The 23,466-nt window shown below is 54.5% G+C and carries 22 protein-coding genes; 5 read left to right on the forward strand and 17 right to left on the reverse strand.

The genetic code is table 11. The features are described 5' to 3' along the window. A partial coding sequence (locus tag ACT3T7_RS05880; RefSeq protein ID WP_172117678.1) for a phosphatase PAP2 family protein occupies window positions 1-537 on the reverse strand: 537 nt, incomplete at its 3' end. Beyond that, window positions 500-1,663 carry a glycosyltransferase family 4 protein gene (locus tag ACT3T7_RS05885; protein WP_172117677.1) on the reverse strand — a complete coding sequence of 388 codons (1,164 nt, stop codon included), beginning with the start codon at window positions 1,661-1,663 and terminating at the stop codon, window positions 500-502. The genes ACT3T7_RS05885 and ACT3T7_RS05880, both read right to left, overlap by 38 nt. A gap of 482 nt (window positions 1,664-2,145) precedes the next feature. Between ACT3T7_RS05885 and ACT3T7_RS05890 the strand changes: the two genes are divergently transcribed. Beyond that, complete coding sequence (locus ACT3T7_RS05890; RefSeq protein WP_444630344.1) at window positions 2,146-3,144, forward strand: mechanosensitive ion channel family protein; 999 nt, start codon at window positions 2,146-2,148, stop codon at window positions 3,142-3,144. A 42-nt stretch (window positions 3,145-3,186) separates the two neighbouring features. On the opposite strand, the gene ACT3T7_RS05895 is transcribed toward ACT3T7_RS05890, so the two are convergent. The 5 genes from ACT3T7_RS05895 to phnD all read right to left on the reverse strand — a co-directional run bounded on the left by ACT3T7_RS05895 (window position 3,187) and on the right by phnD (window position 9,543). Next, window positions 3,187-3,720 carry a DUF1641 domain-containing protein gene (locus tag ACT3T7_RS05895; RefSeq protein ID WP_444627984.1) on the reverse strand — a complete coding sequence of 178 codons (534 nt, stop codon included), beginning with the start codon at window positions 3,718-3,720 and terminating at the stop codon, window positions 3,187-3,189. After that, on the reverse strand, window positions 3,720-6,686 hold the full coding sequence (fdhF, locus tag ACT3T7_RS05900) for a formate dehydrogenase subunit alpha (RefSeq protein ID WP_444630345.1): 2,967 nt from the start codon (window positions 6,684-6,686) through the stop codon (window positions 3,720-3,722). Before fdhF ends, ACT3T7_RS05895 begins: the two co-directional genes overlap by 1 nt. A gap of 252 nt (window positions 6,687-6,938) precedes the next feature. Beyond that, the gene (gene phnE, locus ACT3T7_RS05905) at window positions 6,939-7,742 is read right to left on the reverse strand and encodes a phosphonate ABC transporter, permease protein PhnE (RefSeq protein ID WP_444630346.1); all 804 of its coding nucleotides are present in this window, start codon (window positions 7,740-7,742) and stop codon (window positions 6,939-6,941) included. A 16-nt stretch (window positions 7,743-7,758) separates the two neighbouring features. Beyond that, window positions 7,759-8,562 carry a phosphonate ABC transporter ATP-binding protein gene (phnC, locus tag ACT3T7_RS05910; RefSeq protein ID WP_444630347.1) on the reverse strand — a complete coding sequence of 268 codons (804 nt, stop codon included), beginning with the start codon at window positions 8,560-8,562 and terminating at the stop codon, window positions 7,759-7,761. A gap of 99 nt (window positions 8,563-8,661) precedes the next feature. Further along, on the reverse strand, window positions 8,662-9,543 hold the full coding sequence (phnD, locus tag ACT3T7_RS05915) for a phosphate/phosphite/phosphonate ABC transporter substrate-binding protein (RefSeq protein ID WP_444630348.1): 882 nt from the start codon (window positions 9,541-9,543) through the stop codon (window positions 8,662-8,664). 337 nt (window positions 9,544-9,880) lie between these two features. On the opposite strand from phnD, the gene ACT3T7_RS05920 reads away from it, so the two are divergent. Continuing rightward, the gene (locus ACT3T7_RS05920; protein ID WP_444630349.1) at window positions 9,881-11,527 is read left to right on the forward strand and encodes a bifunctional metallophosphatase/5'-nucleotidase; all 1,647 of its coding nucleotides are present in this window, start codon (window positions 9,881-9,883) and stop codon (window positions 11,525-11,527) included. 77 nt (window positions 11,528-11,604) lie between these two features. Here the strand turns inward: ACT3T7_RS05920 and ACT3T7_RS05925 are convergent, their stop codons facing one another. The 9 genes from ACT3T7_RS05925 to ugpB form a co-directional block, all read right to left on the reverse strand. Then, window positions 11,605-11,973 carry a DUF1428 domain-containing protein gene (locus ACT3T7_RS05925; RefSeq protein ID WP_193053616.1) on the reverse strand — a complete coding sequence of 123 codons (369 nt, stop codon included), beginning with the start codon at window positions 11,971-11,973 and terminating at the stop codon, window positions 11,605-11,607. Further along, window positions 11,970-12,347, reverse strand: a complete 378-nt coding sequence (locus tag ACT3T7_RS05930) for a YciI family protein (protein ID WP_193056565.1) — start codon at window positions 12,345-12,347, stop codon at window positions 11,970-11,972. The genes ACT3T7_RS05925 and ACT3T7_RS05930 overlap by 4 nt, the downstream gene beginning before the upstream one ends. Continuing rightward, complete coding sequence (locus tag ACT3T7_RS05935; RefSeq protein ID WP_193056564.1) at window positions 12,344-13,186, reverse strand: YciI family protein; 843 nt, start codon at window positions 13,184-13,186, stop codon at window positions 12,344-12,346. The genes ACT3T7_RS05930 and ACT3T7_RS05935 overlap by 4 nt, the downstream gene beginning before the upstream one ends. 105 nt (window positions 13,187-13,291) lie before the next feature. After that, window positions 13,292-14,509 (reverse strand): RNA polymerase sigma factor, encoded by a 1,218-nt coding sequence (locus ACT3T7_RS05940; protein ID WP_444630350.1) that lies wholly within the window; start codon window positions 14,507-14,509, stop codon window positions 13,292-13,294. Between the two features lie 221 nt (window positions 14,510-14,730). Further along, the gene (locus tag ACT3T7_RS05945; RefSeq protein ID WP_444630351.1) at window positions 14,731-15,534 is read right to left on the reverse strand and encodes an inositol monophosphatase family protein; all 804 of its coding nucleotides are present in this window, start codon (window positions 15,532-15,534) and stop codon (window positions 14,731-14,733) included. A 119-nt stretch (window positions 15,535-15,653) separates the two neighbouring features. After that, window positions 15,654-16,709: a sn-glycerol-3-phosphate import ATP-binding protein UgpC gene (locus ACT3T7_RS05950; RefSeq protein WP_444630352.1), complete on the reverse strand. Its 1,056-nt coding sequence runs from the start codon at window positions 16,707-16,709 to the stop codon at window positions 15,654-15,656. A gap of 1 nt (window position 16,710) precedes the next feature. Beyond that, window positions 16,711-17,559, reverse strand: coding sequence for a sn-glycerol-3-phosphate ABC transporter permease UgpE (gene ugpE, locus ACT3T7_RS05955; RefSeq protein ID WP_193053613.1), 849 nt, complete (start codon window positions 17,557-17,559; stop codon window positions 16,711-16,713). An 18-nt stretch (window positions 17,560-17,577) separates the two neighbouring features. After that, window positions 17,578-18,462, reverse strand: coding sequence for a sn-glycerol-3-phosphate ABC transporter permease UgpA (ugpA, locus tag ACT3T7_RS05960; RefSeq protein WP_444630353.1), 885 nt, complete (start codon window positions 18,460-18,462; stop codon window positions 17,578-17,580). A gap of 161 nt (window positions 18,463-18,623) precedes the next feature. Further along, window positions 18,624-19,952, reverse strand: a complete 1,329-nt coding sequence (gene ugpB, locus ACT3T7_RS05965; protein WP_444630354.1) for a sn-glycerol-3-phosphate ABC transporter substrate-binding protein UgpB — start codon at window positions 19,950-19,952, stop codon at window positions 18,624-18,626. Between the two features lie 219 nt (window positions 19,953-20,171). Here ugpB and argE point away from each other — a divergent pair, with 219 nt between their 5' ends. Next, window positions 20,172-21,344, forward strand: coding sequence for an acetylornithine deacetylase (gene argE, locus ACT3T7_RS05970; RefSeq protein ID WP_444630355.1), 1,173 nt, complete (start codon window positions 20,172-20,174; stop codon window positions 21,342-21,344). A gap of 109 nt (window positions 21,345-21,453) precedes the next feature. Here argE and ACT3T7_RS05975 read toward each other — a convergent pair whose 3' ends face one another. Continuing rightward, window positions 21,454-21,768: a hypothetical protein gene (locus tag ACT3T7_RS05975; protein WP_444630356.1), complete on the reverse strand. Its 315-nt coding sequence runs from the start codon at window positions 21,766-21,768 to the stop codon at window positions 21,454-21,456. 186 nt (window positions 21,769-21,954) lie between these two features. On the opposite strand from ACT3T7_RS05975, the gene ACT3T7_RS05980 reads away from it, so the two are divergent. Both ACT3T7_RS05980 and ACT3T7_RS05985 read left to right on the forward strand, forming a co-directional pair. Further along, window positions 21,955-22,428, forward strand: a complete 474-nt coding sequence (locus ACT3T7_RS05980) for a YchJ family protein (RefSeq protein ID WP_444630357.1) — start codon at window positions 21,955-21,957, stop codon at window positions 22,426-22,428. 36 nt (window positions 22,429-22,464) lie between these two features. Further along, a complete protein-coding gene (locus tag ACT3T7_RS05985; protein WP_444630358.1) occupies window positions 22,465-23,457 on the forward strand; it encodes a tripartite tricarboxylate transporter substrate binding protein in 993 nt (330 codons plus the stop codon). Window positions 23,458-23,466: the final 9 nt, after the last annotated feature.

The raw sequence follows: 23,466 nt of genomic DNA on the forward strand, positions 1-23,466 counted from the left end.
GCCTGCCCAATAGAGGCTAAGTAGAGCAAAGCCATAACCCATAGCGGCGCCTGCAAGAACATCGCTAATGTAGTGGAGGCCGAGACCAACACGGGAAACGGCAATCAGCAGGGCCAGTGGCACCACCAAAGGAAGTAGCCACGGCGTATGAGCCGCCACCAGTACGCTAAACATTACGGCGTGCATGGTGTGGCCACTGGGGAAACTGTAACGATCACGCGCAGGCTCACCGCAATGCACGCCACCCAGGTAGGTAATAAAGGGCCGCTCGCGGCACAGGCGCGTTTTGATTAAGCGATAAGCCGCCATCGCCAGCAGTGCGATGCTGGTGTATTGCACCATACGCCAGATTCCATCCGGCTGTAGCCAAGGCTGAGCGGCTATCAGCAGTACCCAGATAGGCCAGTCACCTATTCGGCTGGCGGCTTGCAAGAGAATTCGCCACGGGCGAAACAGGTTGAGTCGTGTCACTCGCTGGCAGAGGCGCCACTCCAGTAAATCAAGACGATCGAATACGACAAGCGGGCGCGGACGCATGGTAATTCTCCTGGGCTTGCTGAAGGTACTGCATAAACTGGTCTGCAATGCCCGACCAGCTTTGCTCAAGTGCGCGAAGGCGCGCAACACGCCCTAGCCGTGCATAGTCGGCGGGGTGCTGGCAAAGCTCGACGGCCGCTTGCTGAAATGCGTCGCCATCATCAAGCGCTATCGTCATTCCGTTTTGATCATTTTCGATCAGTTCAGCGCTTGCTGCATATCGATAGGCCACAACAGCCAGACCACTGGCCATGGCTTCCGTAATCACATTGCCCCAGGTTTCTGACAGCGAAGGGAAGACAAAAATATCGGCGCTGGCATAGTGGCGGGCTAATTCATGTTTATCGACGAACCCGGTGAAGTGTGCATCAGGCAGCGCCTTTTCAAGCTGCGCACGCGCTGGGCCATCGCCCACAATGACCTGGGCCATATCCGGGCGCACTTCACGCATGGCTTGCAGTGTTTCCTGGAGTAGCGTGAGGTTTTTCTCAGCGGCTAAACGACCGACATAAATGGCCACGGGCTGATGGTCACTCACTCCCCATTGACGGCGTAACGCGCTATCCCGAAAAGCGGGTGAAAAGCGCTCTCCGTCGATTCCGCGCGACAGCACTTGAACGCCGTGGATACCCTGGCGGCGTAGCGTCTCGGCTTGTAAACGGGTGGGGACCAGCGTGGTGGTACAGCCATTATGAAAGTAGCGCAAATAGCGCCGCGTGGCGGAGGATAACCACGACACGCCGTAATCGTGGCAGTAGTGGTCAAAGTTGGTATGCCAGCCCGCCACCAGAGGAATATTGAGTTGCCTCGCCGCATGTCGTGCCGCCCAGCCAAGCGGGCCTTGGGTAGCAAGATAGATCGTATCAGGACGGTACTTACGCCAGAAACGGCGCAGCTTAGCGGGCGTTACCAAGCCTACCTGTACTTCCGCATAGCCAGGTAAAGCGACAGATTTAACCTGCATTTCCTGGGCAATATGCGTAGCGCTTCCGGGTACTTTGGGGCGTGGGCGAATCACATCGACCGTTACGCCCTGCTGGTGCAGTTCGTGGTTAATGCGGCTTAGCGTGTGCGCAACGCCATTGATATCGGGTGACCACGTTTCACTCACAATACATAGCCGCATAAACGATACGCCCCTTAATCATATTTTAACTTAGTGTGGTCGGTAACGATGACATTGCCAAGTCAGGAAAGTGAAAAACTAGTGACATAAATATCAATCGCCGTTTATTTAATTATTGATAGGCCTGCTTTTAACGACGTTATTATTAAGAGATTACAACCTGATAAAAGCGACTGAAAGAGGAATTTTATAATAAAAGATTCGTTGGTTATTTTTTTACCGCTGGGTGAGCTGCAGTGTTATTAGGACAATAGGATTTCATGGACAACTAAAAAGAGCCATGGCGCATGCCACTACGTTTTGTGATTTTGCTTGAGCATATTAGTAGTGCGTTGCTAAGAAGTGATATGTTTAATTAGGCTCTAATGACGTTTTAATAAAGAAGATTTGCCATGCCCGGATGGGTATTCAGGAATGAGCACTGGTTTACATAGCGATGAAGCTGGGCGAAATTGGCGGCGCCTGGAACAAGGAACGGAAACATGATGATCAGCGACTGGATAAATGCGGGGCTCTTGATAGCTTTTCTGACGGTCGCGCTGGCCTCCGGTTTTATCATGCGGAAAAGAAAGAGCTGGTCCCACAGCATCTCCGTTCACGTTGTTCTGTTCGCCGCGAATGCGGGTTTCCTGCTGACTCTGAACAAGACCATCAATCAGATACTGGTCGACAGAAAGGTCTCCGCCATAAAGCCGGATATCATTGACGACCTGACCTTGGTCGCTATTGGTCTGACCGCCATGCAGCAAACCTTCCTGCTGATTAACCGCCTGACGGCCGATCAGGTAACGAAGGGAAGCGATAAAACCTCGGCCACGAGCATCGCCCGCATCCTTAAACTTGCAATGGTGCTGGTGTTACTGCTTTTGTTCGGTGAACATCTGGGCCTGAGCTTTTCGGGCCTCTTGGCCTTTGGCGGCTTCGGCGGTATCGCCATCGGTATTGCCGGACGGGATGTTCTAAGCAATGTTTTCTCCGGCGTGATGCTCTATTTTGACCGCCCCTTCAAGTTTGGCGACTGGATTCGGTCTCCGGACCGTAATATTGAGGGTACCGTCGAGGAAATCGGTTGGAGAATGACGAAGATCATCACCTTCGATAACCGCCCGCTCTTTGTTCCTAACTCCGTTTTCTCAACGATCAGCGTCGAAAATCCGGGGCAGATGCGTAACAGGCGCATCAGTACTACGGTCGGCCTCAGGTACGAGGATGCCGACAAGGTTGCCGCCGTCGTCAACGATATTCGCGCGATGCTTCAGAAGCACGACGGCATTGATTTCACGCAGACTCTCCTCGTCTACTTCAACGAATTTGCGGATTCCTCACTAAATATTATGGTCTATGGTTTTACCAAGACCACGAAATGGGCGGAATGGCTGGCGATCCAACAAGATATCTACCTTAATATCATCACCATCGTGCATAGTCATGACGCCGATTTTGCCTTCCCCTCTCGGACTGTCTATCTTGAGAAGGATTAAACTCACGCCGTTAATAACCATACACAGATTTAAGCAATATGTTTAAGGCCCTTCGGTAGGCTTGCCGGTGAAATCCGTCACCGGTTTGTCTATGGGCTGGTCCAGCCGCTCGGAAAAAGCCCGCAGGCCTGCCAGAATCGGTTTAAGGGCATACCACAGCTCGTCATCTTTGAGCATGTGATACACCCCGGTGATGCCGGGGGCGCTGTCTTTTTCTTCTTTCTCTTTGTCTTGGCTTCGTGCTTGCTCCTTGTGCTTGGCCTTGTCCTCATGGCGATGGTTACCAACCTGCTCAATTCCCTCTTTAAGCGCAAACATCACTTGGTAAAACCGATCTGGCGGTAGCGTTGAAAGCGTCATTACGATGACCGATAAGTTTTGAATAGTGTTAAGCGAGCCGGGTTTATTTAACCCGTCTACCGCAATACGCATTAGCTCATGATTAGAGGCAACCATGTCATTGGCAAACCGCAGCAGACCGTGCTCATGGAGCGTTTGCACCAGCCTATCAAGTTCCTCCTGAGCATCCGGGCCGATAGTAGGCGGCGGCACGTCGTAGGAAATTCGTTCGGCCATCACATTTTCCTCGGATTGGTTTGCTGGGCAGGCGGAAGCTGGTAGTCATCCTTTGCCCATTTGACCTCGACCGCAACGCCCTTATTGGGCGTACGGTGGCCGTAGCGGTAGTTGTTACTGGGGAGCGGGAGGGCGGTGTGTTTGTCGAGCACTTCAAGCTTTACGGCAACTTCCTTATAGGCAGGTGTTTGCACATCGGGGTCATTATGTTCGCCGGTCAGCGAGTTAACCCCCAGTTTGCCGAAGTGAATGGGCATAAAAAGAGTTTTTCCTGCGGCACGCTCGGTGACAACAGCTGGAAACTCAATGCTATCCCGACGTGAAGCTATCTTGACCCATGTGCCGTCTTCGATCCCGCGCTCGGCGGCAAGCTCGGGGCTAACTTCAACAAACCCATGGGCTACCTGGTCACAAATACCCGGCGAGCGGCCAGTCTGATTGGTTCCCTGAAACTGTTCCAACAGACGACCGTTGTTCAACATCAGGTCGTACTCTTTATCCGAGGCCTCTGAAGGCTCTTTCCACTCCAGCGGAAACAGGCTAGCTTTGCCATCCTCCGTCGGAAATCCATCGGTATACAGCAGTGGCGTATCGGTGCCGTCCTCGGCAACCGGCCAGAGCAACGACTTCCAGCCTTCCAGGCGCTCGTAGCTGACCCCCGCGAACATGGGGGATATAGATGCGCACTCTGCCATGATCTCGGAGGGGTGGTTATAGCCCCAGTCGTGGCCCATTTGCGCGGCAAGGTCCGTTAAAATACGCCAGTCCGGGCGGCTATCGCCCAGTGGGTCAAGCACTTGGTAGAAGCGCTGAATACGCCGCTCGGTATTAACAAAGGAGCCGTCTTTCTCGACGCTGGGGCAGGCGGGCAGCACGACATCGGCAAACTCAGCGGTACGGCTTAAAAACATGTCCTGCACCACCATAAAGTCGAGGCTTTCAAATGCGGAATGGACGTTATGGGTATTGGAGTCGGAGAAGGCCGTTTCCTCGCCAATAATGTACATGGCTTTAAGCTTGTCCTCGGCGGCGGCTTGCACCATCAGGAAGTTGCCATAACCGATTTCACTGGAGAGCTGTTCAGGCTTAACGCCCCAACCTTTGGCCCACCGCTTACGGGCATCTTCGTCGGTGACCTTTTCATAGCCTGGGTACATGTTGCGCAAGCAGCCAAAGTCGCTGGCGCCTTGCACGTTATTATGACCGCGCATGGGATAACCGCCGGTACCCGGCTTGCCGTAGTTACCAGTGACCAGCAGCAAGTTGGAAAGCGCGGTGCTGGTATCCGAACCGTGGCTGTGTTGAGTAATTCCCATGGCCCATAGCAGGCAGACACGTTTTGCCCGGCCGATTAATTCAGCGGCCTCAATCAATTGCTGTTTGGGAATGCCGGTTTTCTGTTCCGCAAAATCAAGCGTAAACGGCGCCAGCGATTCACGATACTCATCGACGTTATTGACCCAGCGCCCGAGGAATTCATGGTCGGCCAGGTCGTTATCGAACATATAGCGTGATAGCGCCGACGCCCAGATTAAATCGGTGCTGACATTGGGGCGCATGAAAAGATTCGCCCGCTCGGCCATTTCATGTTGGCGCGGGTCGAACACCACCAGCTTTTGGCCGTGCAGCTTCTGTGAGGACTTGATGCGCGAGGCAATCACTGGGTGGTTTTCGGCGGTATTGCTGCCTACCAGCACCACTACTTCAGCCTGCTCTATGTCCTTGATGGTACCGGCGTCGCCACCGTAACCCACGGTGCGGAAAAGCCCTTTAGTCGCCGGGTTTTGGCAGTAGCGGGATGAGTTATCCACGCTGTTGGTGCCAATAATCAGCCGGGCAATTTTCTGCGTTAGGTAGGCCTCTTCGTTGCTGGCTTTACTGGAGCCAATAAAGCCCACGCTCTGTGGGCCGTGGGTGTCGCGCACGCTTATCAGTTGGCTCGCCACCAGATCCAGCGCTTCGTCCCAACTGGCTTCACGGAACTGACCCTTTTCCCGAATCAGCGGTGTCGTGAGGCGTTTTTCACTGTTTACAAAGTCCCAGGCAAATTTGCCCTTGATGCAGGTGGAGATACCGTTAGCCGGGGCATCTGGCGTGGGCTGAACCTTAAGAATGTTGCGATCACGGGTCCACATCTCAAACGCGCAGCCTACACCGCAGTAGGTGCATACCGTTTTTGTACGTTTGATGCCCGGCTCGCGCAAAGCGGCATCCAGTTCTGAAACACCGGTGATGGGTATGGCGCTGGTGGTGTTTTCGACTTCCTTGACTATTTCAATCATCGGCCGTTTAAGCGACCAGGGCAGTGCGGTCAGCGGGCCTGTCTGGCCGTACATGCTGTTTTCCTGCAGCGCATTACACGGACAAACCGTTACACAGTGGCCGCAATGTACGCAGCTTGAGTCGTTGATCTTTTCGCCACCATCCCAGAGTACGCGCGGGTCTTCGCTGGAAAAGTCGATGCTCAGCGTCTCATTAACTTCGACGTTTTGGCACGCTTCCACGCATTGGCCGCACAGAATGCACTGGTCCGGGTCGTAGGTATAGAAAGGGCTAGAAGTATCTTTTTCATGAGGCTTGGACGTGAATTCGTAGCGCTGGATGGGGATCTGCATTTCTACCAGCGCATTGTGCACCGTGCAGTCGCCATTGTTGTTCTCGCACACGGTGCAGTAAAGCTCGTGCTTGGCTAATAGACGATCCATTCCTTCATGGCGAGCGGCTTCGGCCTCTCTGTCTTGGCTGGAAACGTTAAGACCCTCTTCGGTACGCAGCGTACAGCCTCGTTTTATCTCGCCGTTAACATTAACCCAGCACGTATCGCAGGTTTCGATAGGCCCCAAGGAAGGGTGATAGCAGACGCTGGGTAAGTTAATGCCTTGGGCTTTTAGAAAGTCGATTAGCGGTTCATCGGCGTTGCCGGTTAATGTTTTATCATCAAACGTAATCGTGCACGGTCGGTTCATGTGGGCATTCCTCCATGGATCCCTTGTTTTTATCCTGGTATCAGTCCTCTTTAATGCGCAGATGTATTGGTCAAAAGGTAGTCAAGGGGGGAGGGTTGTAAAAGCGGGCGGCTCGGGATTGAACTTAAGTTAAAGCGTGAAAGGGGAATTTGAATGAGTATTCCGGAGACGCCGCGGCCTTCTGTATTAGCGCATTTATAGTGACAGCCAACGGCGATTTTAGATAAGTAAGCGCTTATATTTGATTGTTCGCTAAATCACTCGTTTCCGGATTTGTGAGGACAATTGTTCAAAGGCAATTACGACCACCAGAATGAATAGAATAATAGTCAGTGCGCGATCAAAATTGAAAAGCCGCATGGCAGCAGCTAACTCAACACCGATGCCGCCAGCCCCGACCAGGCCTAACGTAACTGCTGAGCGCAGGGCCTTTTCGACGCTATATAGGCTAGTCGCGGTCATGGAGGCCAACGTCTCCGGCAAAATTGCGCCGCCGATCACTGAAAGCTTACCCGCACCGGTAGCGCTAAGCGCTTCAGAAGGCCCCGGGTGGACTTCTTCGATACGCTCCGAGAAAAAGCGCGCTGCAAAACCAATGGTGTCCATGATGATCGCCAACACGCCGGCCATGGGGCCCAAGCCAACGGCCACCACGAAAATGAGCGCCCAAATCAGGTCCGGAATGGTGCGCATCGTCGAAACAATAAGCCGCGTTAGGGTGCGAACCCAGGAGGCGGGGGTGGTATTACGTGCCGACAGCAAGGCAAACGGTAGGCTAAGTATTACCCCAATCGTCACGCCCACAATGGCAATGTTTAGCGTTTCAAACATCGACCATGCCAATACATCCAGATTGCTGAGATCGGGGGGGAAGGCGCGACCCAAAAAATGGCTCAGATTGACGACCCCGCGCAGCAAGCGCTCAAGCGTGACATTGGTCGCCATAGCCCCTTGAATAAACAGGGCTAAAAACGCCAGGGCAATACCCCAGGTAAACAGTGACGGTCGCTTAAATCGGGGCGGCAACGCCGTCGCAAGCGGACGATTAGTAGGCATGGGCTGCTCTCGGCAGTTAGTGGGTAACGGGCGTTAAACGAGTAGGGGTCGAAAGCAGTGGTTGATCGACACGGGTCTCGCCTTGATACAGTTGCTGCATATCGTCTAATTCGACCTGTTGGCGTGGCGAGTCCAGAACAATTCTTCCTGCTTTCATCCCTACAATACGGTCGCCGTATTGCTGGGCGAGCTCTAGCTGATGCAACGTGCAGAGCACCGTCATGCCTCGCTCTGTCACGACATCCAGTAATAAATCCATGATTTCACGGCCGGCTTTAGGGTCGAGGCTGGCAACAGGCTCATCTGCAATAATAATTTCGGCATCCTGCATAAGTGTTCTGGCGATGGCCACGCGCTGCTGTTGGCCGCCTGAAAGTGCCCGACACTCAGCCTGTGCTTTATGCGCCAACCCTACTCGCTCAAGCGCCGCCATCGCCCGTTCGCGCAGCTCATCACTGGCGAAACAGGCAAGGCTGGTGAGAAGTCCTAAACGCTGCTGGCCAAGTGCACCGTATAAAACGTTTTGAAAAACACTCACGTTTTGCACCAGATTGAACTGCTGGAACACAACGCCTATTTTCTGGCGCAGCCTGCGCATTTGGGCTGTCGACAGGCGCGTTAGCGGCTCACCCAGGATGTGGATACTGCCTTGGTCGTGAGGTGCCAAACCATTGAGACAGCGCATCAGTGTCGATTTTCCGCATCCATTGGCGCCCAGCAAAATAACGCATTCGCCTTGGCGAACACTGAGATTTAAGCCGCGTAGTACGTGAAGCTTTGCGTAGTATTTATGCAAGTCAGTAATCGTGATCGCATTCATACAAAAACCTCCTGCGTTACTGCCAGGAGGGGGAGGTTATAGGCCATCATGTTGAAACCTTTAAACGGCACGTCCCTGTGCATGTTGGGTACCTAACCGTTAAAGGGGAATGCCCGCGGCTTCGTACGCTTGACGGACTACGTCGTAATCTTCATTGGTGCGGTCAAAGCCCAGTGATGAGTCTCGGTTTAAGAATTTGCCTTCGTTGCGCTCTGTGGCAATCAGTGCACTCCACAGCGTATCGGCATTGGCATTTAGCGTATCACGCAGTGCTGTTTTACAGGCATCATCTAAAGAGCCCCGCATAACCACCGGGTCGCCAGGCAGTACGTCGCTAGTGGCGATAACACGGTATTCGCCGTTAGGATCCATGGCTTGAATCTCATCAATGTCGCGATTGCCGCCGCCCATGGCATCGACATCGCCATTGACCAAGGCGGCAATACGCGCGTCGCCAGCCATGATGATTTCCAGGTCCCGGTTAATATCCAGCCCGGCATCCACCAGCATTTGGCTTGGGAAAATATGTCCACTGGTAGAGCCAACATCCTTCAGCGCTACGCGGTGACCCACTAAATCATCAAGAGACTCGATATCGCTATCGGCGGGCACATAGAAGCTGCTGCCATAGTGCGGGCGCTCAATGGCGAACAGGATTTCAATATCGCTTTCGCGATCGAACAGCACGAACTCCGAAGGACCGGCAAATACCAGATCCACATCGTCATACTGCAGCGCCGTACCCGCCGCCGTACGGTTGCTTAGGCTAAACATTTTAAGCTCAAGGCCGGTCGTTTCCTCAAATGCCTCAGCGAAGGGGCCAAACGCTTCTGCCAGTGGCCCCATGCCTTCAATCCCCGTGTCGGCCATACGCAGCGGATTAGGACAGATGTCGCTTAAATCTTCATTGGCGTAGGTGGTGGCGGTCGTTGCCAGCGTTGCGGCGGTGGAGAGTGCAAGCGCGAGGAGTGACTTGTGCATTGTGAGCTTCCCAAGAGAGGAGATATCAGAGGCAACGCAGCTGTAGCTTGCCTAGCATGGAGTGATGGCTCCATAGAGTGGCAGCTGTTGATGACACTTTGGTGTAGCGAAGATGACGGTCTTGTCTCTATCTCATGACATGGTGGTTTGAACAGTGAGGGCTATTTAGTCTGCCTGTTGCCGTGAGTGAAATGAGGTAAAAGGCTATTTTTGTATCACTTAAGCTAAAGTAAATGAGTGCGCTGAAATGACATGCATAAGGACCGTCACCAATTTGTCAGGCTTTTAGGGCACGCTATCGTTTTGCTATAACGCTTATATAAAAGGAACCATACTGATGCGTCTTATTCCTCACAGTATTGCGCTAGGGATAGCGGCGGGGCTGCTTACTACCTCGGCGTATGCTGCGCCCTATACGCTGACCATTTTTCATACCAATGACCTGCACGGACGTACCGACCACTACCCTCAGCTCATCACCACGCTGGACGAGGCGCGCGAGCGGTTCGGCGATGGCTTGCTGCTGGACGCTGGGGATATCTTTTCGGGTACGCTCTATTTCACCGAATACCAAGGGCAGGATGCCATTGAGTTCATGAATTTGATGGGCTATGACGCTTTCGTACCGGGCAACCATGAGTTCGACCTGGGTGATCCGGAAGAGGGTCATCAGGCCCTTGACGCTTTCTTTGCTGCCGCAGACTTTCCTATTGTGGGCGCGAATCTGGATTTCTCTACCTCGCCGGAGTTTGCCGAGCTACTCGGTGATTCGATCGGTGCCGAGCCCGAAAATAAGCCTAAGCCTGGTCACCTGTACGACGGCATTGTGGTAGAGCAAGGTGGCGAGCGAATCGGCATCTTCGGGCTAAGCACGCAAGGCAGTGAGACCGTCTCCAGCCCTGGGAAGGTAACCATTAGCGATTATAGGGCGGCCGCTGAAGCGATGGTGGAAGCGTTTGAAGCCCAAGGGGTCAACAAGATCGTCGCGCTTACTCACCTGGGTTACGACAGCGACCCGAGCCTGGGTAATGACCTGCTGCTCGCCCAGCATGTGGAAGGAGTGGACGTGATCATCGGCGGGCACAGCCATACTCACTTGCAAGCCCCTGTTATGCTAACCGAAAACGACCGGGGCGAGCCGATAGCGCCCACCGTGATTGGTCAGGCAGGCGAGTACGGTCAGTACCTGGGCGTCATGCAGGTAACGTTCGATGATAATGGCAACGTACTGGAGGCCAACGGGGAGCTGCTTGCCACCGCCGAGCGCGAGCCAGACGCCGAAGCTGCTGCCCTCTTGGCGCCGTATACCGCGAAAATTGAAGAAGTACGCGATACGCAGGTGGGCGCTCGGGTGGTTTCAGCCCTGCCTAATCCCCGCCACGGCAAGGGTGATGAACAAAGCGTGCGTGCCGATGAAACGGCGCTGGGCAATCTGATTGCCGATGGTCAGCTTGCTGCTGCCCGCCGGGTGAACCTGGAAACCGTGCTGGCCATTCAAAATAGCGGTGGTATTCGTGAGCCCATTGCCCTGGGTGATGTGAGTGTGGGTGAGCTGGTTGCCGTGCAGCCGTTTGGCAATCGCCTGGCGCTGGTGAGCGTGACGGGCGCGGAGCTTTTGGAAACGTTCGAGATCGGACTGACAAATGCCCCGGATGAAAGCGGTGGTTTTCTGCAAGTGTCCGAAGGTACCGAGTTGGTATATGACAGCCGCCAGCCCGTCGGTGAGCGCGTTGTAAGCTTGAAGGTGACGCAGAATGGCACGCTGCAGCCGGTAGACCCTGAAAGTACCTACACCATCGCCACCAACCATTTTACCGCAGCTGGTGGCGACAGCCATACCGCGTTAGAAGCCGCCTATGATGATGAGCGCAGCACCATTGTCGGCAATACCGACTGGGAGATGTTGCGTGACTATATGGTTTCGTTAGGTGACGTGGATTATCAGGTTGAAGGGCGCATCACTGACCAGGCTCGCCAACATTAAATATGGATGACGGGCCGTCCGGACGTTACGTAGAGGCGGCCCTTATTCAGAGTCATGAAAGCCACGCAGAAGCCTGGTCACTCATCTATAAGCGTGGCAAAACTACCGAATATCGCCCGCTTGCCATCAAACGGCATTGGATTGATATCCGGCTGTAAGCGCGGGTCCTTCATGACCTTGGGCATCGCCTCATCATGCACGGCGCGGGATGGCCATTCGATCCACGAAAAGATAATGGTTTCATTATCCTTGCGCTGAACAGCCATGGAGTAAGAGGTGATTTCCCCTTCGGGGACATCCTCGCCCCAGCACTCGACTACCCGCAGCGCGCCATGCTCTTTGAAAACTTCGGCAGCAACACGGGCGTGCTCGATGAATATTTCTTTATTAGCCGTGGGCACGGCCGCGACGAAACCATCAATATAGCGTTGAGTGGTGGTGCTCATGATGCTTCTCCAGTCTGGGCTTTGGGCGGGAGTTCTCGAATGGGGCGTACTTCAATGCTGCCGAGTCTCGCGGGTGGAATGCGGCTGGCTAGCTGTAGTGCCTCGTTTAAATCACGCGCTTCGAGCAGGTAAAAACCGGCCAGCTGTTCTTTGGTTTCCGCAAACGGGCCGTCGGTAATCACTGTCTCGCCATTGCGTACACGCACCGTGGTAGCAGTGTCTATTGGCTGCAGCGCTTCACCGGCTAGGTAATTTCCTTGAGCACTCAATCGCTCTACCCCCGCGATGCACTCCTGATTAAGGTCATGCCACGCCTGGTCGCTCATGGCACTAATAAGTTGTTCCTGGTAGTACACTAAGGCCGCATATTTCATGGCGTTTCTCCTTCAGTAGAAAGGCAACTATCCGCCGACACATTGATCATCCACTGCACGCCAAAGCGGTCAGTGGCCATGCCAAACCCTGCAGACCAGAATGTTGGTTCAAAAGGCATGATCACCTCTCCGCCTTCGGCAAGCCGTGTAAAGGTTAGGGAGGCTTGCTCGATCTCCTGATACTCCAGCTGAATCTGCACGCCTTGTGGTGGCATGTACTGTTCAGGCGCCATGTCGGCGCCCATCAAGCGACGACCGCGTAGGTTCAGCGAGGCGTGGATGATGCGGTCATGCAGTGAAGGGGGGACATGTTCCGCTGCTGGGGTTTCTGCGTAAGTCAGCAAGCACTCTATGTGGCCGCCGAGCACGTCGGCATAGAACTGCATGGCTTCCCGGCAGGTGCCAGGAAAGGCGACATACACATTCATGGCATCCGGTACGCGAGCATGGTCGTGATGCTTATCCAGGCCTGCGCCGGGCTCAAACTCCTCAAGTGTAAAGTAGCGCCTTAGCTCAAGGAGTACGTTGCCGTCGGCATCCAGCGTTGGCCACTGTTGTGCCCACTCCAAAGCGACGTCAAGTGAAGGTGTCTCCAGCACGCTATAACCAGCGATACGCTCACTGGCAGGAGCCAGAGGGCCGGGGAGGATAGTGGGAGTGCCGTTATTGAACTGGATCAGGCAGCCATCGCTTGTTGGATGTAAGCCGTTGCCGCTTACGAGTACACCGGCTTGCATCATGCGCTCGTTGTAATCAGCCATGGCGGCAAGCATTTCCTGGGATGGCATAACGCCATTTTCGGTGGCCGCATCGGCACGCCGTATCAGCATGAATTTCATTGAGAGTCTCTTTTATTGTGGTGGATACTCTCTAGACGTCTGGCGTGTTCGCAAATCGACAGGCCTGCAGATTATTTTTTTATAACGATGTTTTTATAGCGATGCTTAAAGTTCGGTCAATCTGTCGAGCAAAAAGCGTTTTTCTGGATACTGAGAGGTTAATGTCAGGGCCTTTTGGTAGGCATCGCGCGCGGCGTCATTGTTGCCCTGTCGACGTAGCAAATCCGCCTGTGCCGCATACAATAAATAGTAGCGAGAGAGTTGAGGATGATGAGATAGCTCATCAAGCAGGCTCAATCCGGTTGCTGGGGAATCATGCATGGCAACGGCCACCGCGCGATTCAAGGTCAGGACAGGCGATGGGTAATGGCGGCATAAAGCGTCATACAGCCGGACAACCCGTGCCCAGTCGGTTTGCCCAGGGTCATGGGCTTGGGCGTGTACGGCGGCAATTGAGGCTTGGAGGGTATAAAAACCAACAGGGGTAAGGGCGAGTGCCTGTTCGAGCCACTCAATACCTGTGTGAATTTCCTTCTGGTGCCATAAGCGCCTGTTTTGCGCTTCCAGTGTGACCAGGCCGCCTTGTTGATCCTGGCGGGCATCCCGGCGGGCGTTAGTAAGCAGCATGAGTGCCAGTAGCCCAAACACTTCACCCTGGGGTAGCAACGCTGCCAGTTCCTCGCCAAGACGTAGCGCCTCGCGGGTCAGGCTGATATCGACCACCGCCGTGCCGCTACTGCTTGAATAACCTTCATTGAAAACCAGGTAAATAATCTGGAGTACGTCCGGCAAACGCTCGGGCAATGCCTCCGGCGCAGGTACCGCATAGGGAATATGCGCATCGCGAATCTTGCGTTTTGCCCGTACGATGCGCTGTGCCACGGTTGAAGGTTTCATCAGTAGGGCACGGGCGACTTGTTCGGTGGTTAGCCCGCACATCTCTCGTAGTGTTAGCGCAAGGCGTGCTTCTATGCTTAAGCTTGGGTGGCAGCAGGTAAACAGCAGCCGCAGTGAGTCATCTGCGATAGCGACATCGTCGAATTCCCAGGTTTCTTCCATCGGTAATAGCAAATGTGCCCGGCGTCGTGCTGTACTGCGTCGACGAATTTGATCGATTCCGCAGTAATAGCCGGTGCGGATCAGCCACGCCTGAGGGTTATCGGGGGAGCCTTTGGCAGGCCACTGTTGAACCGCGGCTACAAAGGCATCTTGCATGGCTTCCTCAGCAAGCTCGAAATCGCCCAGCAGACGAATCAGGGTCGCCTGAACACGTCTGGCATGAGTACGATAAAGGGTGTCGAGTAAGGAGGGGGGAGCACGCATGGTAGAAGACCCATTCGCATCTATAAACGGGGGCGCTAAGCCCGAGAGGAATCAATGCTGCTTTTCAAACCTAGCCCATAGAACCCCTTTTTCGTACTGTTTTTATTTAGGGCCTTCGTAAAAGGTCGAATCAAACTTCTGCGCGCAGGCTAGTTTGTCTGTTTCTTGGGGGCTGCGCTTTGGAAGTAATGGGAAGGCCAGGTTAGGAGATTAGGGGCAGATTACGCCTCGTTGAGCAAGGCAAGAAGCTGTTGATGACTTTGGGAAGGGGCGATCAGTAGGCTCTGCCTTAAACAGGATGCCTCCGCCTGTCCCTGTATGTCGGTCACCCTCAAGCCAACTTCCTGTGCTATCAGAATGCCAGCGGCCACATCCCACCATTCAAGTTTAGCGCCTTGCGACCAGAAGGCATCAAAGCGGCCTAACGCGACGTAAGCAATTTCCAAAGCGGCAGAGCCCGGGCTTCGGATACCCGATACGTGCGGCATGATGGCAGCCTGTTGGCGTATGCTGAGGTCGCAATCGCCTTTCCCATGATAGGGCAGGCAGGTTGCAACCAGCATTTCTGTCAGTGGGCAGGCGCTTGGGCATATTAAACGGTGGTCATTTAAATAGGCACCCTGACCTTTTTCAGCCCAGATAAGCTCATCCAGCAACGGGTGGTAAACCGCTCCCATGATCAGTTCGTTGTTCTGTTCTACTGCAATGGAGACGGAGAAAAACGGCACGCCGTGGAGAAAATTGTTGGTGCCATCCAGCGGATCAATAATGACGGTCACATTGCTATTGTTAGCGGGCGAGGCGCCACTCTCTTCCCCCAAAAAGCCAACCGCAGGGAAATGCTGGCGTATGTGGTCAATAATTAACCGCTCTGCGGCTTGATCATGGTGCGTTACAAAATCCGAAGCGCCTTTGCGCTCGAAGACAATTCTATCAATGCCTGAGTAGCCTTCGGCCAACAGGGCGCCCGCTTCCCTCGCTGCCTGCTTGACGGTAGCTACTAATAAACGCGTGTTCTCATGCATCTGGATGGCCTTTGGAGAAGGTAGGTTAATGGGCCCGGATTACATAGCCATGCTTGCTCCTGAACGTAAAGAAGAAGGCGTTTGCCTACTCTGGCCGTGATGTGTGGCCTTGGTCACCTTCAATCCCCCGTGCGCAGGCCGGTCGCGCTATTAAACGGGTGCAGCGCTTTGCGGGTGACATAGAAACGTAGTGTTTCGCCTTCGTTGACCGGCGGCTGGCCGCTCACCCGAATCACAGTGGGCTGGTCGCTGTCGGCGAGCCGCACGTAAAGATGGCTCTCGGCGCCGGCGGCTTCAAAAAGCTCCAGCGTGGAGTCGACCACCAGGTGGGGTGCATCGGGTGGCGATAGGCGCATATCGTCCGGGCGAATGCCGACTGTGTCGGTATCGGCGGGAAGATCGTTTAGCAGGTCATGAGTGCCGCGCGTTTGCAGGTACTCAAGCGGTACCATATTCATCGCAGGCGAGCCGATAAAACCTGCTACAAACATCGACGCAGGGCGCGCATAGATTTCCATGGGCGTGCCTACCTGCTCGATTTTGCCAGCGCTAAGCACCACCAAACGGTCGCCCAGCGTCATCGCTTCTAACTGGTCGTGGGTTACGTAGAGGCTGGTGGTCTTCAAGCGGCGCTGAAGCTGCTTGATCTCCACACGCATCTGCACGCGCAGCTTGGCATCCAGGTTAGAGAGCGGCTCGTCGAACAGGAAAGCCGCGGGCTCGCGCACCAATGCCCGGCCCATGGCGACGCGCTGGCGCTGACCGCCGGAGAGCTTGCGCGGCTTGCGCGCAAGAAATTCCTCGATTTCGAGCATTTTGGCCGCTTTGCGCACCCGTTCTTCGATTTCAGGTTTTTTAAAACCGCGGTTTTTCAGCCCGTACGCGAGGTTGCTGTACACCGTCATGTGCGGGTAAAGCGCGTAGTTTTGAAATACCATGGCGATATCGCGCTCGGCGGGTTCAAGCTTATTGACCACCCGATCACCAATCTTAAGCGTACCGTCGGTAATCGTTTCAAGCCCGGCTACCATGCGTAACAGCGTGGATTTACCGCAGCCCGAAGGGCCCACCAGCACCACAAACTCACCGTCTTCAATCGCAAGATCGACGCCTTTCACTGCCTGAACATCGCCAGCGTAGGTCTTTCTAAGCCCTTCCAAGGTAATACTGGCCATCTTATTTCTCCGTCTCGGTCAGGCCTTTCACAAACAGTTTTTGCATAAACAGCACCACTAATACCGGCGGCAGCATGGCAAGCGTGACGGTCGCCATAATGAGGTTCCAGGCGGGTACGCGGTCGGACGAGGCCATCAGGCGCTTGATGCCCAGCACGATGGTGTAGAAGTCTTCGTCGGTGGTGACCAGCAGTGGCCACAGGTACTGCACCCAGCCGTAAATAAACATGATCACGAAGAGAGCGGCGATATTGGTGATCGATACCGGCAGCAGTATGTCCTTGAAGAACTTCATCGGCCCGGCGCCATCCACTCGGCTGGCCTCCATCAGCTCTTCCGGCACGGTCATGAAGAACTGGCGGAACAGGAAGGTCGCGGTAGCAGAGGCAATCAGTGGCAGGGTTAAGCCCGCATAGGAGTTCAGCATGCCGAGATCTGCCACAACGGCGTAGGTGGGGATGATGCGCACTTCGACCGGCAGCATCAGCGTGATAAAAATGATCCAGAACGCCAGCATGCGAAACGGAAAGCGGAAATAGACAATCGCAAAAGCGGAAAGAATCGAAATGGCGATCTTGCCGATCGCGATTGTCAGCGCCATGATCAGCGAGTTACCCAGCATCAGCCAGACCGGCGGCGTGCCGCCTACCTGCCAACCGGAACTGAGCATCTGCCGGTAGGATGCAAACATGTTGTCGCCGGGAAGCAGCGGCAACACCCCACGCACGAAGGCGCTGGATTCGTGGGTCGAGGCGATAAAGGCCACGTATACCGGGAACGCCACGACCAATACGCCTGCAATGAGCACCAGGTGGGTCAGAATATTTAGAAAGGGTCTGTTTTCAACCATGTTTACTTCCTTAACGCACTAGTAGTTGACCCGGCGTTCCACGTATCGGAACTGGATAAACGTCAAGATAATCACGATGCCCATCAGCATGACCGACTGGGCGGATGAGGAGCCTATATTCAGCCCCGCTACGCCATCGGTGTAGACCTTGTAGACCAGCGTCATGGTGGCCTGGCCTGGCCCGCCCGCGGTAGTGGCATCAATCACCCCGAAGGTATCGAACATCACGTAGTTGATGTTGATGATCAGCAGGAAGAAGGTGGTGGGCGATAGCAGCGGAAGCACGATGGTCCAGAAGCGCTTGAAGGGGCCCGCGCCATCTATGGCCGCTGCCTCCATGAGCGACTGCGGTACAGATTGAAGCCCAGCCAGGAAAAACAGGAAGTTATAGGAGATCTGTTTCCAAGCGGCGGCAATGGTGATCAGAATCATTGCTTGAGAGCCCGAAACGCGGTGATTCCAGCTGATACCGAACCAGTCGAGCAGATGCGGCAGGAGGCCGATGGTGGGGTTGAACAGAAACCACCACAACACACCTGCTACCACTGGGGCGACGGCGTAAGGCCATACCAGAAGCGTGGTGTAGAACTTGGCGCTCTTCAGCACACGGTTGACACAAACGGCCAGCAAGAGCGCAAGGCTCATGGAAAGCACCGTCACCGAGATGGAAAAAATCGCGGTGCGCCCCAGCGCATTTAGGTAGCTGGGGTCGGCCAGAACGCGTACATAGTTCTCCAGACCGACAAACGTTGTTTTAAAGCCGAACGCATCGGTGCGCTCGAAACTCGATTTAACCGCCTGGCTTGCCGGCCAGATAAAAAACACCAGCGTAATCGCCAACTGCGGCGCTAACAGTAAGAAAGGGAGCCACCGGTTTTGATAGGTGGAACGTTTGGTCTGCATGACACATCCTGTCGTACGGGCGTTGGTGCGGCTGGCCGCTGTGCTCAGCTGCTAGGAAGTAAGCCATCCCATAGGCCCCGGTGACTTGGGCGTACGGGATGGCTCCTATAGCAAACCCCGGCTATAAAAGCCGGGGTTTGTTGACAAGTAATGCGAAGCGCTTAGTTATTGGCTGCCTCAAAGTCGCGAAGAATTTGATTGCCGCGGCTTGCCGCATCATCCAGCGCTTGCTGACCGCTCTTGTCGCCGGCTAGTACGGCCTGAAACTCTTCGTCCAGAACCATGCGCACTTGGGGGTAGTTGCCAAAGCGCAGGCCTTTGGAGTTCTCTGTCGGCTCGTTTAAGTTGATCTGCTCGATGGCGATATCCGCACCTGGGTTTTCGTCGTAGTAACCCTGCTCCTGGCTCAGCTCATAAGCGGCGGTGGTAATCGGCAGGTAGCCGGTGCCCTGGTGCCACTCGGCCTGAATCTCAGGCAAGGAGAGGTACTCAAGGAATTCAGCAACGCCGGTGTACTCGTCGTCTTCGTGGCCAGAAAGCACCCAAAGAGTCGCGCCGCCGATGATCGAGTTTTGCGGTGCGCCGTCTACATCGTCGTAGTAGGGCAGCATGCCAAAACCTACGTCGAAGTCGGAGTTAGCCAACACATCGGCGCGTGACGCTGACGAGTTCATGTACATCGCGCAGTCGCTGGAATAGAACGAGGGTGCCGCGTCTGGGCCGTTTGCTGGGCCTGCGTAGCTGTAGACGCCGCTATCCGACCACTCTTTCAACTGATCCCAAAAGCGCGCCTGTACGTCGCCGTTAAAGGCAAACTCGGTGTCCAGACCGCCGAAGCCGTTTTCCTGGGTGCCGATGGACTGATTGTGCAGCGCTGAGAAGTTCTCAAGGCCGACCCAGTTAGCCGCATAGGCCATGGTGAAACCGCAAGAGGCCGCGCCTTCATCGACGATTTGCTGACCCATCTCGCCCATCTCAGCCCACGTAGTAGGCGGTGATTCAGGGTCGAGGCCAGCCGCTTCAAAAATGGCTTTGTTGTAGTAAAGAATCGGTGTGGACGAGTTGAACGGCATGGAGAGCATGTTGCCGTTGGTGTCGGTGTAGTAACCGGTTACCACGGGCAGATAATTAGCTGGGTCAAAGGTGTTGCCGTGCTCTTCCATCAGCTCAAACACCGGATAGATAGCGCCTTGGGCGGCCATCATGGTGCCGGTGCCTACTTCGTAAATTTGTACGATGTGGGGCTGCTCGCCTGCGCGGAAAGCGGCAATGGTGTTAACCATGGTTTGTTCGTATTCACCCCGGTAGGAGGGCGTAACACGGTACTCATCCTGGGTGGCATTGAAGTCTTCGGCAAGCGCGCTCAAGCGCTCGCCCAGCTCGCCGCCCATGGAGTGCCACCAGGTGATCTCGGTAGCGGCGTGGGCGGAAACACTCAGCGTAGCCGCGGTGATGCCGGTAGATAACGCGCGTAACATAAAACGAGACATGTGAGCTCCTTTTGGGCCTGGCGCGAGCCAGGTGGCACAATGCGTTTTTTAAGATTTGTGGGTGCACTGAACAATAATGAGTGTAGATGACATTTTGATGAATGCTAACTGGACCAGGGTCTTATAAAAGCTTTGGGTTTTATCCAAGGGCATTGGTAGTAGGCGCTCTGCGAGGGCGATGATAGGGTTGAGACAATGTGCATAACTAATGAGAGTCGTATGAGTGACGCAATAGCGCTATTAACCAAACTGGTCTCTTTCGATACTACCTCCCGTGGCTCTAACCTGGCGCTGATCGAATGTGTCGAAGCTTATCTTGAAGAGTACGGCGTCTCCTCCGAACGGGTGATGAGCCCCTGCGGCACCAAGGCGAACTTGATTGCCCGTATAGGCCCTGATGCGCCGGGTGGGGTGATGCTCTCCGGCCATACCGATGTGGTGCCGGTGGAAGGCCAGCCCTGGTCGACAGATCCTTTCGCCCTGCATGACGGCCAGGACGGTAAGCTTTATGGCCGTGGCACCTGTGATATGAAAGGCTTCATTGCCTGCGCTCTTGCCATGGTGCCCACGTGGGTGAAAACGCCTTTGCAGCAGCCGATCTATTTTGGTTTTTCCTATGACGAGGAGGTTGGCTGTGTCGGTGCGCCTGCGCTGATCAAACGGTTCTACGAGCACTACTCAACCACAGCGCACGTCATTGTCGGTGAGCCGACCAGCATGCAGCCCGTCGTGGCCCAGAAGGGCGCCACCAATCTGCGCACCACCGTCGTAGGGCGCGAAGCGCACAGCAGTCAGGTGAACCAGGGCACTTCGGCCATTCATGTGGCAGCGCGACTGGTCACCTTCATCGAAGACACCATGGCGGCGTTGGTGGAGGAGGGCAACGTGGATGAGGCGTTCAACGTGCCCCACACCAGCCTCCTCGTGGGCAAGATCAAGGGCGGTACGGCGATCAATATCATGGCGCGTGAGTGCCAGTTCGAGTGGGAAATACGCCACCTGCCCACCGAGACGTTTGAGGAGGTGTTCGCTCGTTTTGAAGCGTATGCCGACGCGTTAAGTGCCGAGCTAAGGGCGCGTGGCAAGGACGTACAGATTACGACCGAACCGCTGAATGTAACGGTGCCAGGCCTTGCCGACCGAGATAATCACGCCGTACTGCGCTTGGCCAAGGACCACCTGCCAGGTGAGTGCTGCAACCACGCAGTGGCCTACGCCACCGAGGCGGGGCAATTTCAAGGCCAAGGGTTACAAACGATTATTCTGGGTCCGGGCAGTATCGCTCAAGCGCATCAGCCGGATGAATATATTGAGAAAAGCGAACTTGAGGCGTGCCTGGCGTTTATGGGGCGTTTGGGAGACGCGCTACACCAACCCTATCACGCTGATTAGACAAGCACTTGGAAACGTCGTGGGGAAAGGTATCTGAGAACGTGTTTGAAAACGATGTGAATGGACGCATTTCAACCCACCCGCTCAACGGGTGGGAGCCTCCTCCACGTTAATGATGCTGGTGGTTCTGCTCGAAAAGCTCGGCTTTGGCATTGCGCATTACATCTTCACACGCCTGCTGGTGCGCCAGTTGGGTCAATAGCTGCTGGGTGACTTCAAACCCTTTGCCAAGGCAGGTATCCACTTCCTCCTGGCTGACCTGAGGAGAAACATGACAATTAACCTTCAGCGTCCGACCAACACCGTCCAAACGGTCGGCTATCGCCCGCAGTCGCCAGGCGGCTCGCTCTTTCCAGTTGGCTGATTCTTCTGCGCCTTCGTTTACGCTAAACGTGCACTGCCATTCGGGTTTATAAACCTTCATGAGAACCTCCGCTGCATTTGGAAAGAATATTGGGGTCGTGTTTCGTACTCCGTAAGTCAAAAAAATCTTGCTCAGTCACTATACGCTTAACATGGGGCCAAAATCGAACTAAAACATAGGCCATGTGTAGGACGGTTATAAGGATTATCGGTTAGGCTTAAGTGACCGTGATATATGAGTCTTTCTATGATGTCTCTAATTGAAAAAAGTTGCCCTTGCGGTACAGGATTGTCGACTGACGCGTGCTGTGGCCGTTACCACGATGGCGCGCCAGCCCCTACCCCGGAAGCGTTAATGCGCTCTCGCTACAGTGCCTTTGCGCTGAATCTATGCGACTACGTGCTTGCCACTTGGCACGTGAGCACTCGCCCTGAAGCGCTATCACCGGACCTTAACACCGAGTGGAAAGCTCTCACCATTGTTAAAGCAGCATCCGAAGAGACGCCCCCTGATGCTGATAAAGGTTGTGTTCATTTTCGCGCTTATTTCAAAGAGCGTGGCCGCTGGCACATGCTTGAAGAAAACTCGCGTTTCGTGTTTGAGCAGAGCCGGTGGTGGTACGTGGATGGTACGCCTGAGGTCGTGCGTCTCAAGCCGCGGCGTAACGATCCCTGCTTTTGTGGTAGCGGCCGAAAATTAAAGCTATGTTGCAAAGAGTAGCTATGCGTTAACTAATAAAAACGAGGGGTTGATGTCATGGCATATAGTGGCAGGGGACTCGCTCGTTATTGCATCATGTTAGGGTTTGTCAGTGGGTTGTTATTGTGCGGAACGACGTTCGCGTTTGCTGAAAATCGGTACCCGGATAGAGAAATTACCGTTGTCATTCCCTTTGGTTTAGGAGGGGCGACCGATGTGTTGTTTCGGGATATTTTTGACACGGCACAAATTTATCTAGACCAGCCTGTGCTTGTGGTTAATATGCCCGGTCGTGAAGCCATGCGGGGCGCTCAGTATGTCAAAAATGCCTCGCCCGACGGTTATACGTTGCTCGGCAGTCATCAAACGATTGATCTTTCGTACCTGGCGGGGCTCGCTTCGTTTTCCCATGCAGACTTTGCGCCGGTGTCACTGCTGGTTCGCACGATTAATATTCCCGCCACGTATGCAGGGCATGCGGCCCAACAAGCCAGCGATATTGGCGCGTTAGTGCAGACTTCCTCAACCCCGCTCAAGTTTGGCGTTATCGCTAACTCCACCGACCACTTGTTCTGGCTGCAGTTTTTTGAACAAAGCGGTATCTCGCTCTCGGATGTACAGTTGGTTCATTTTCCTGATACGGCCTCCGAGGTAGAAGCTTTGGTGGCTAGAGAAATTGATTTCGCCATGCTTAATCTGCCCTCGGCGGGCACTCTTTTTGTCTCGGGTGCCTTGGTGCCACTGGCCGTAGCGGGGAGTGAGCGACTCTCTGGGTTGCCGGACGTTCTTACGCTTCGTGAGCAGGGAATTGATCTGGTCCATACGAGCGACCGAGGAGTGTTTGCGCCTGCAGGAACACCATCGGGAGAGCTTGCCGTTTTGAACGATGCGTTAGCTTACGCGCTTGCCAGCGAGCCATTACGTCATCGGATTACACATGAGTATGGCTCATTAATTGATTATCGGTCGCTGAGCACTTATCGCGACTATTTGGATGAGCAATTTAATGAGCTGGTATCACTCACAGAACGGGTACACTTGGGACGGTGAAAGATATCA

The sequence above is a fragment of the Halomonas sp. 111 genome (genome assembly GCF_052379685.1).
Lineage (GTDB): Bacteria > Pseudomonadota > Gammaproteobacteria > Pseudomonadales > Halomonadaceae > Vreelandella > Vreelandella citrativorans.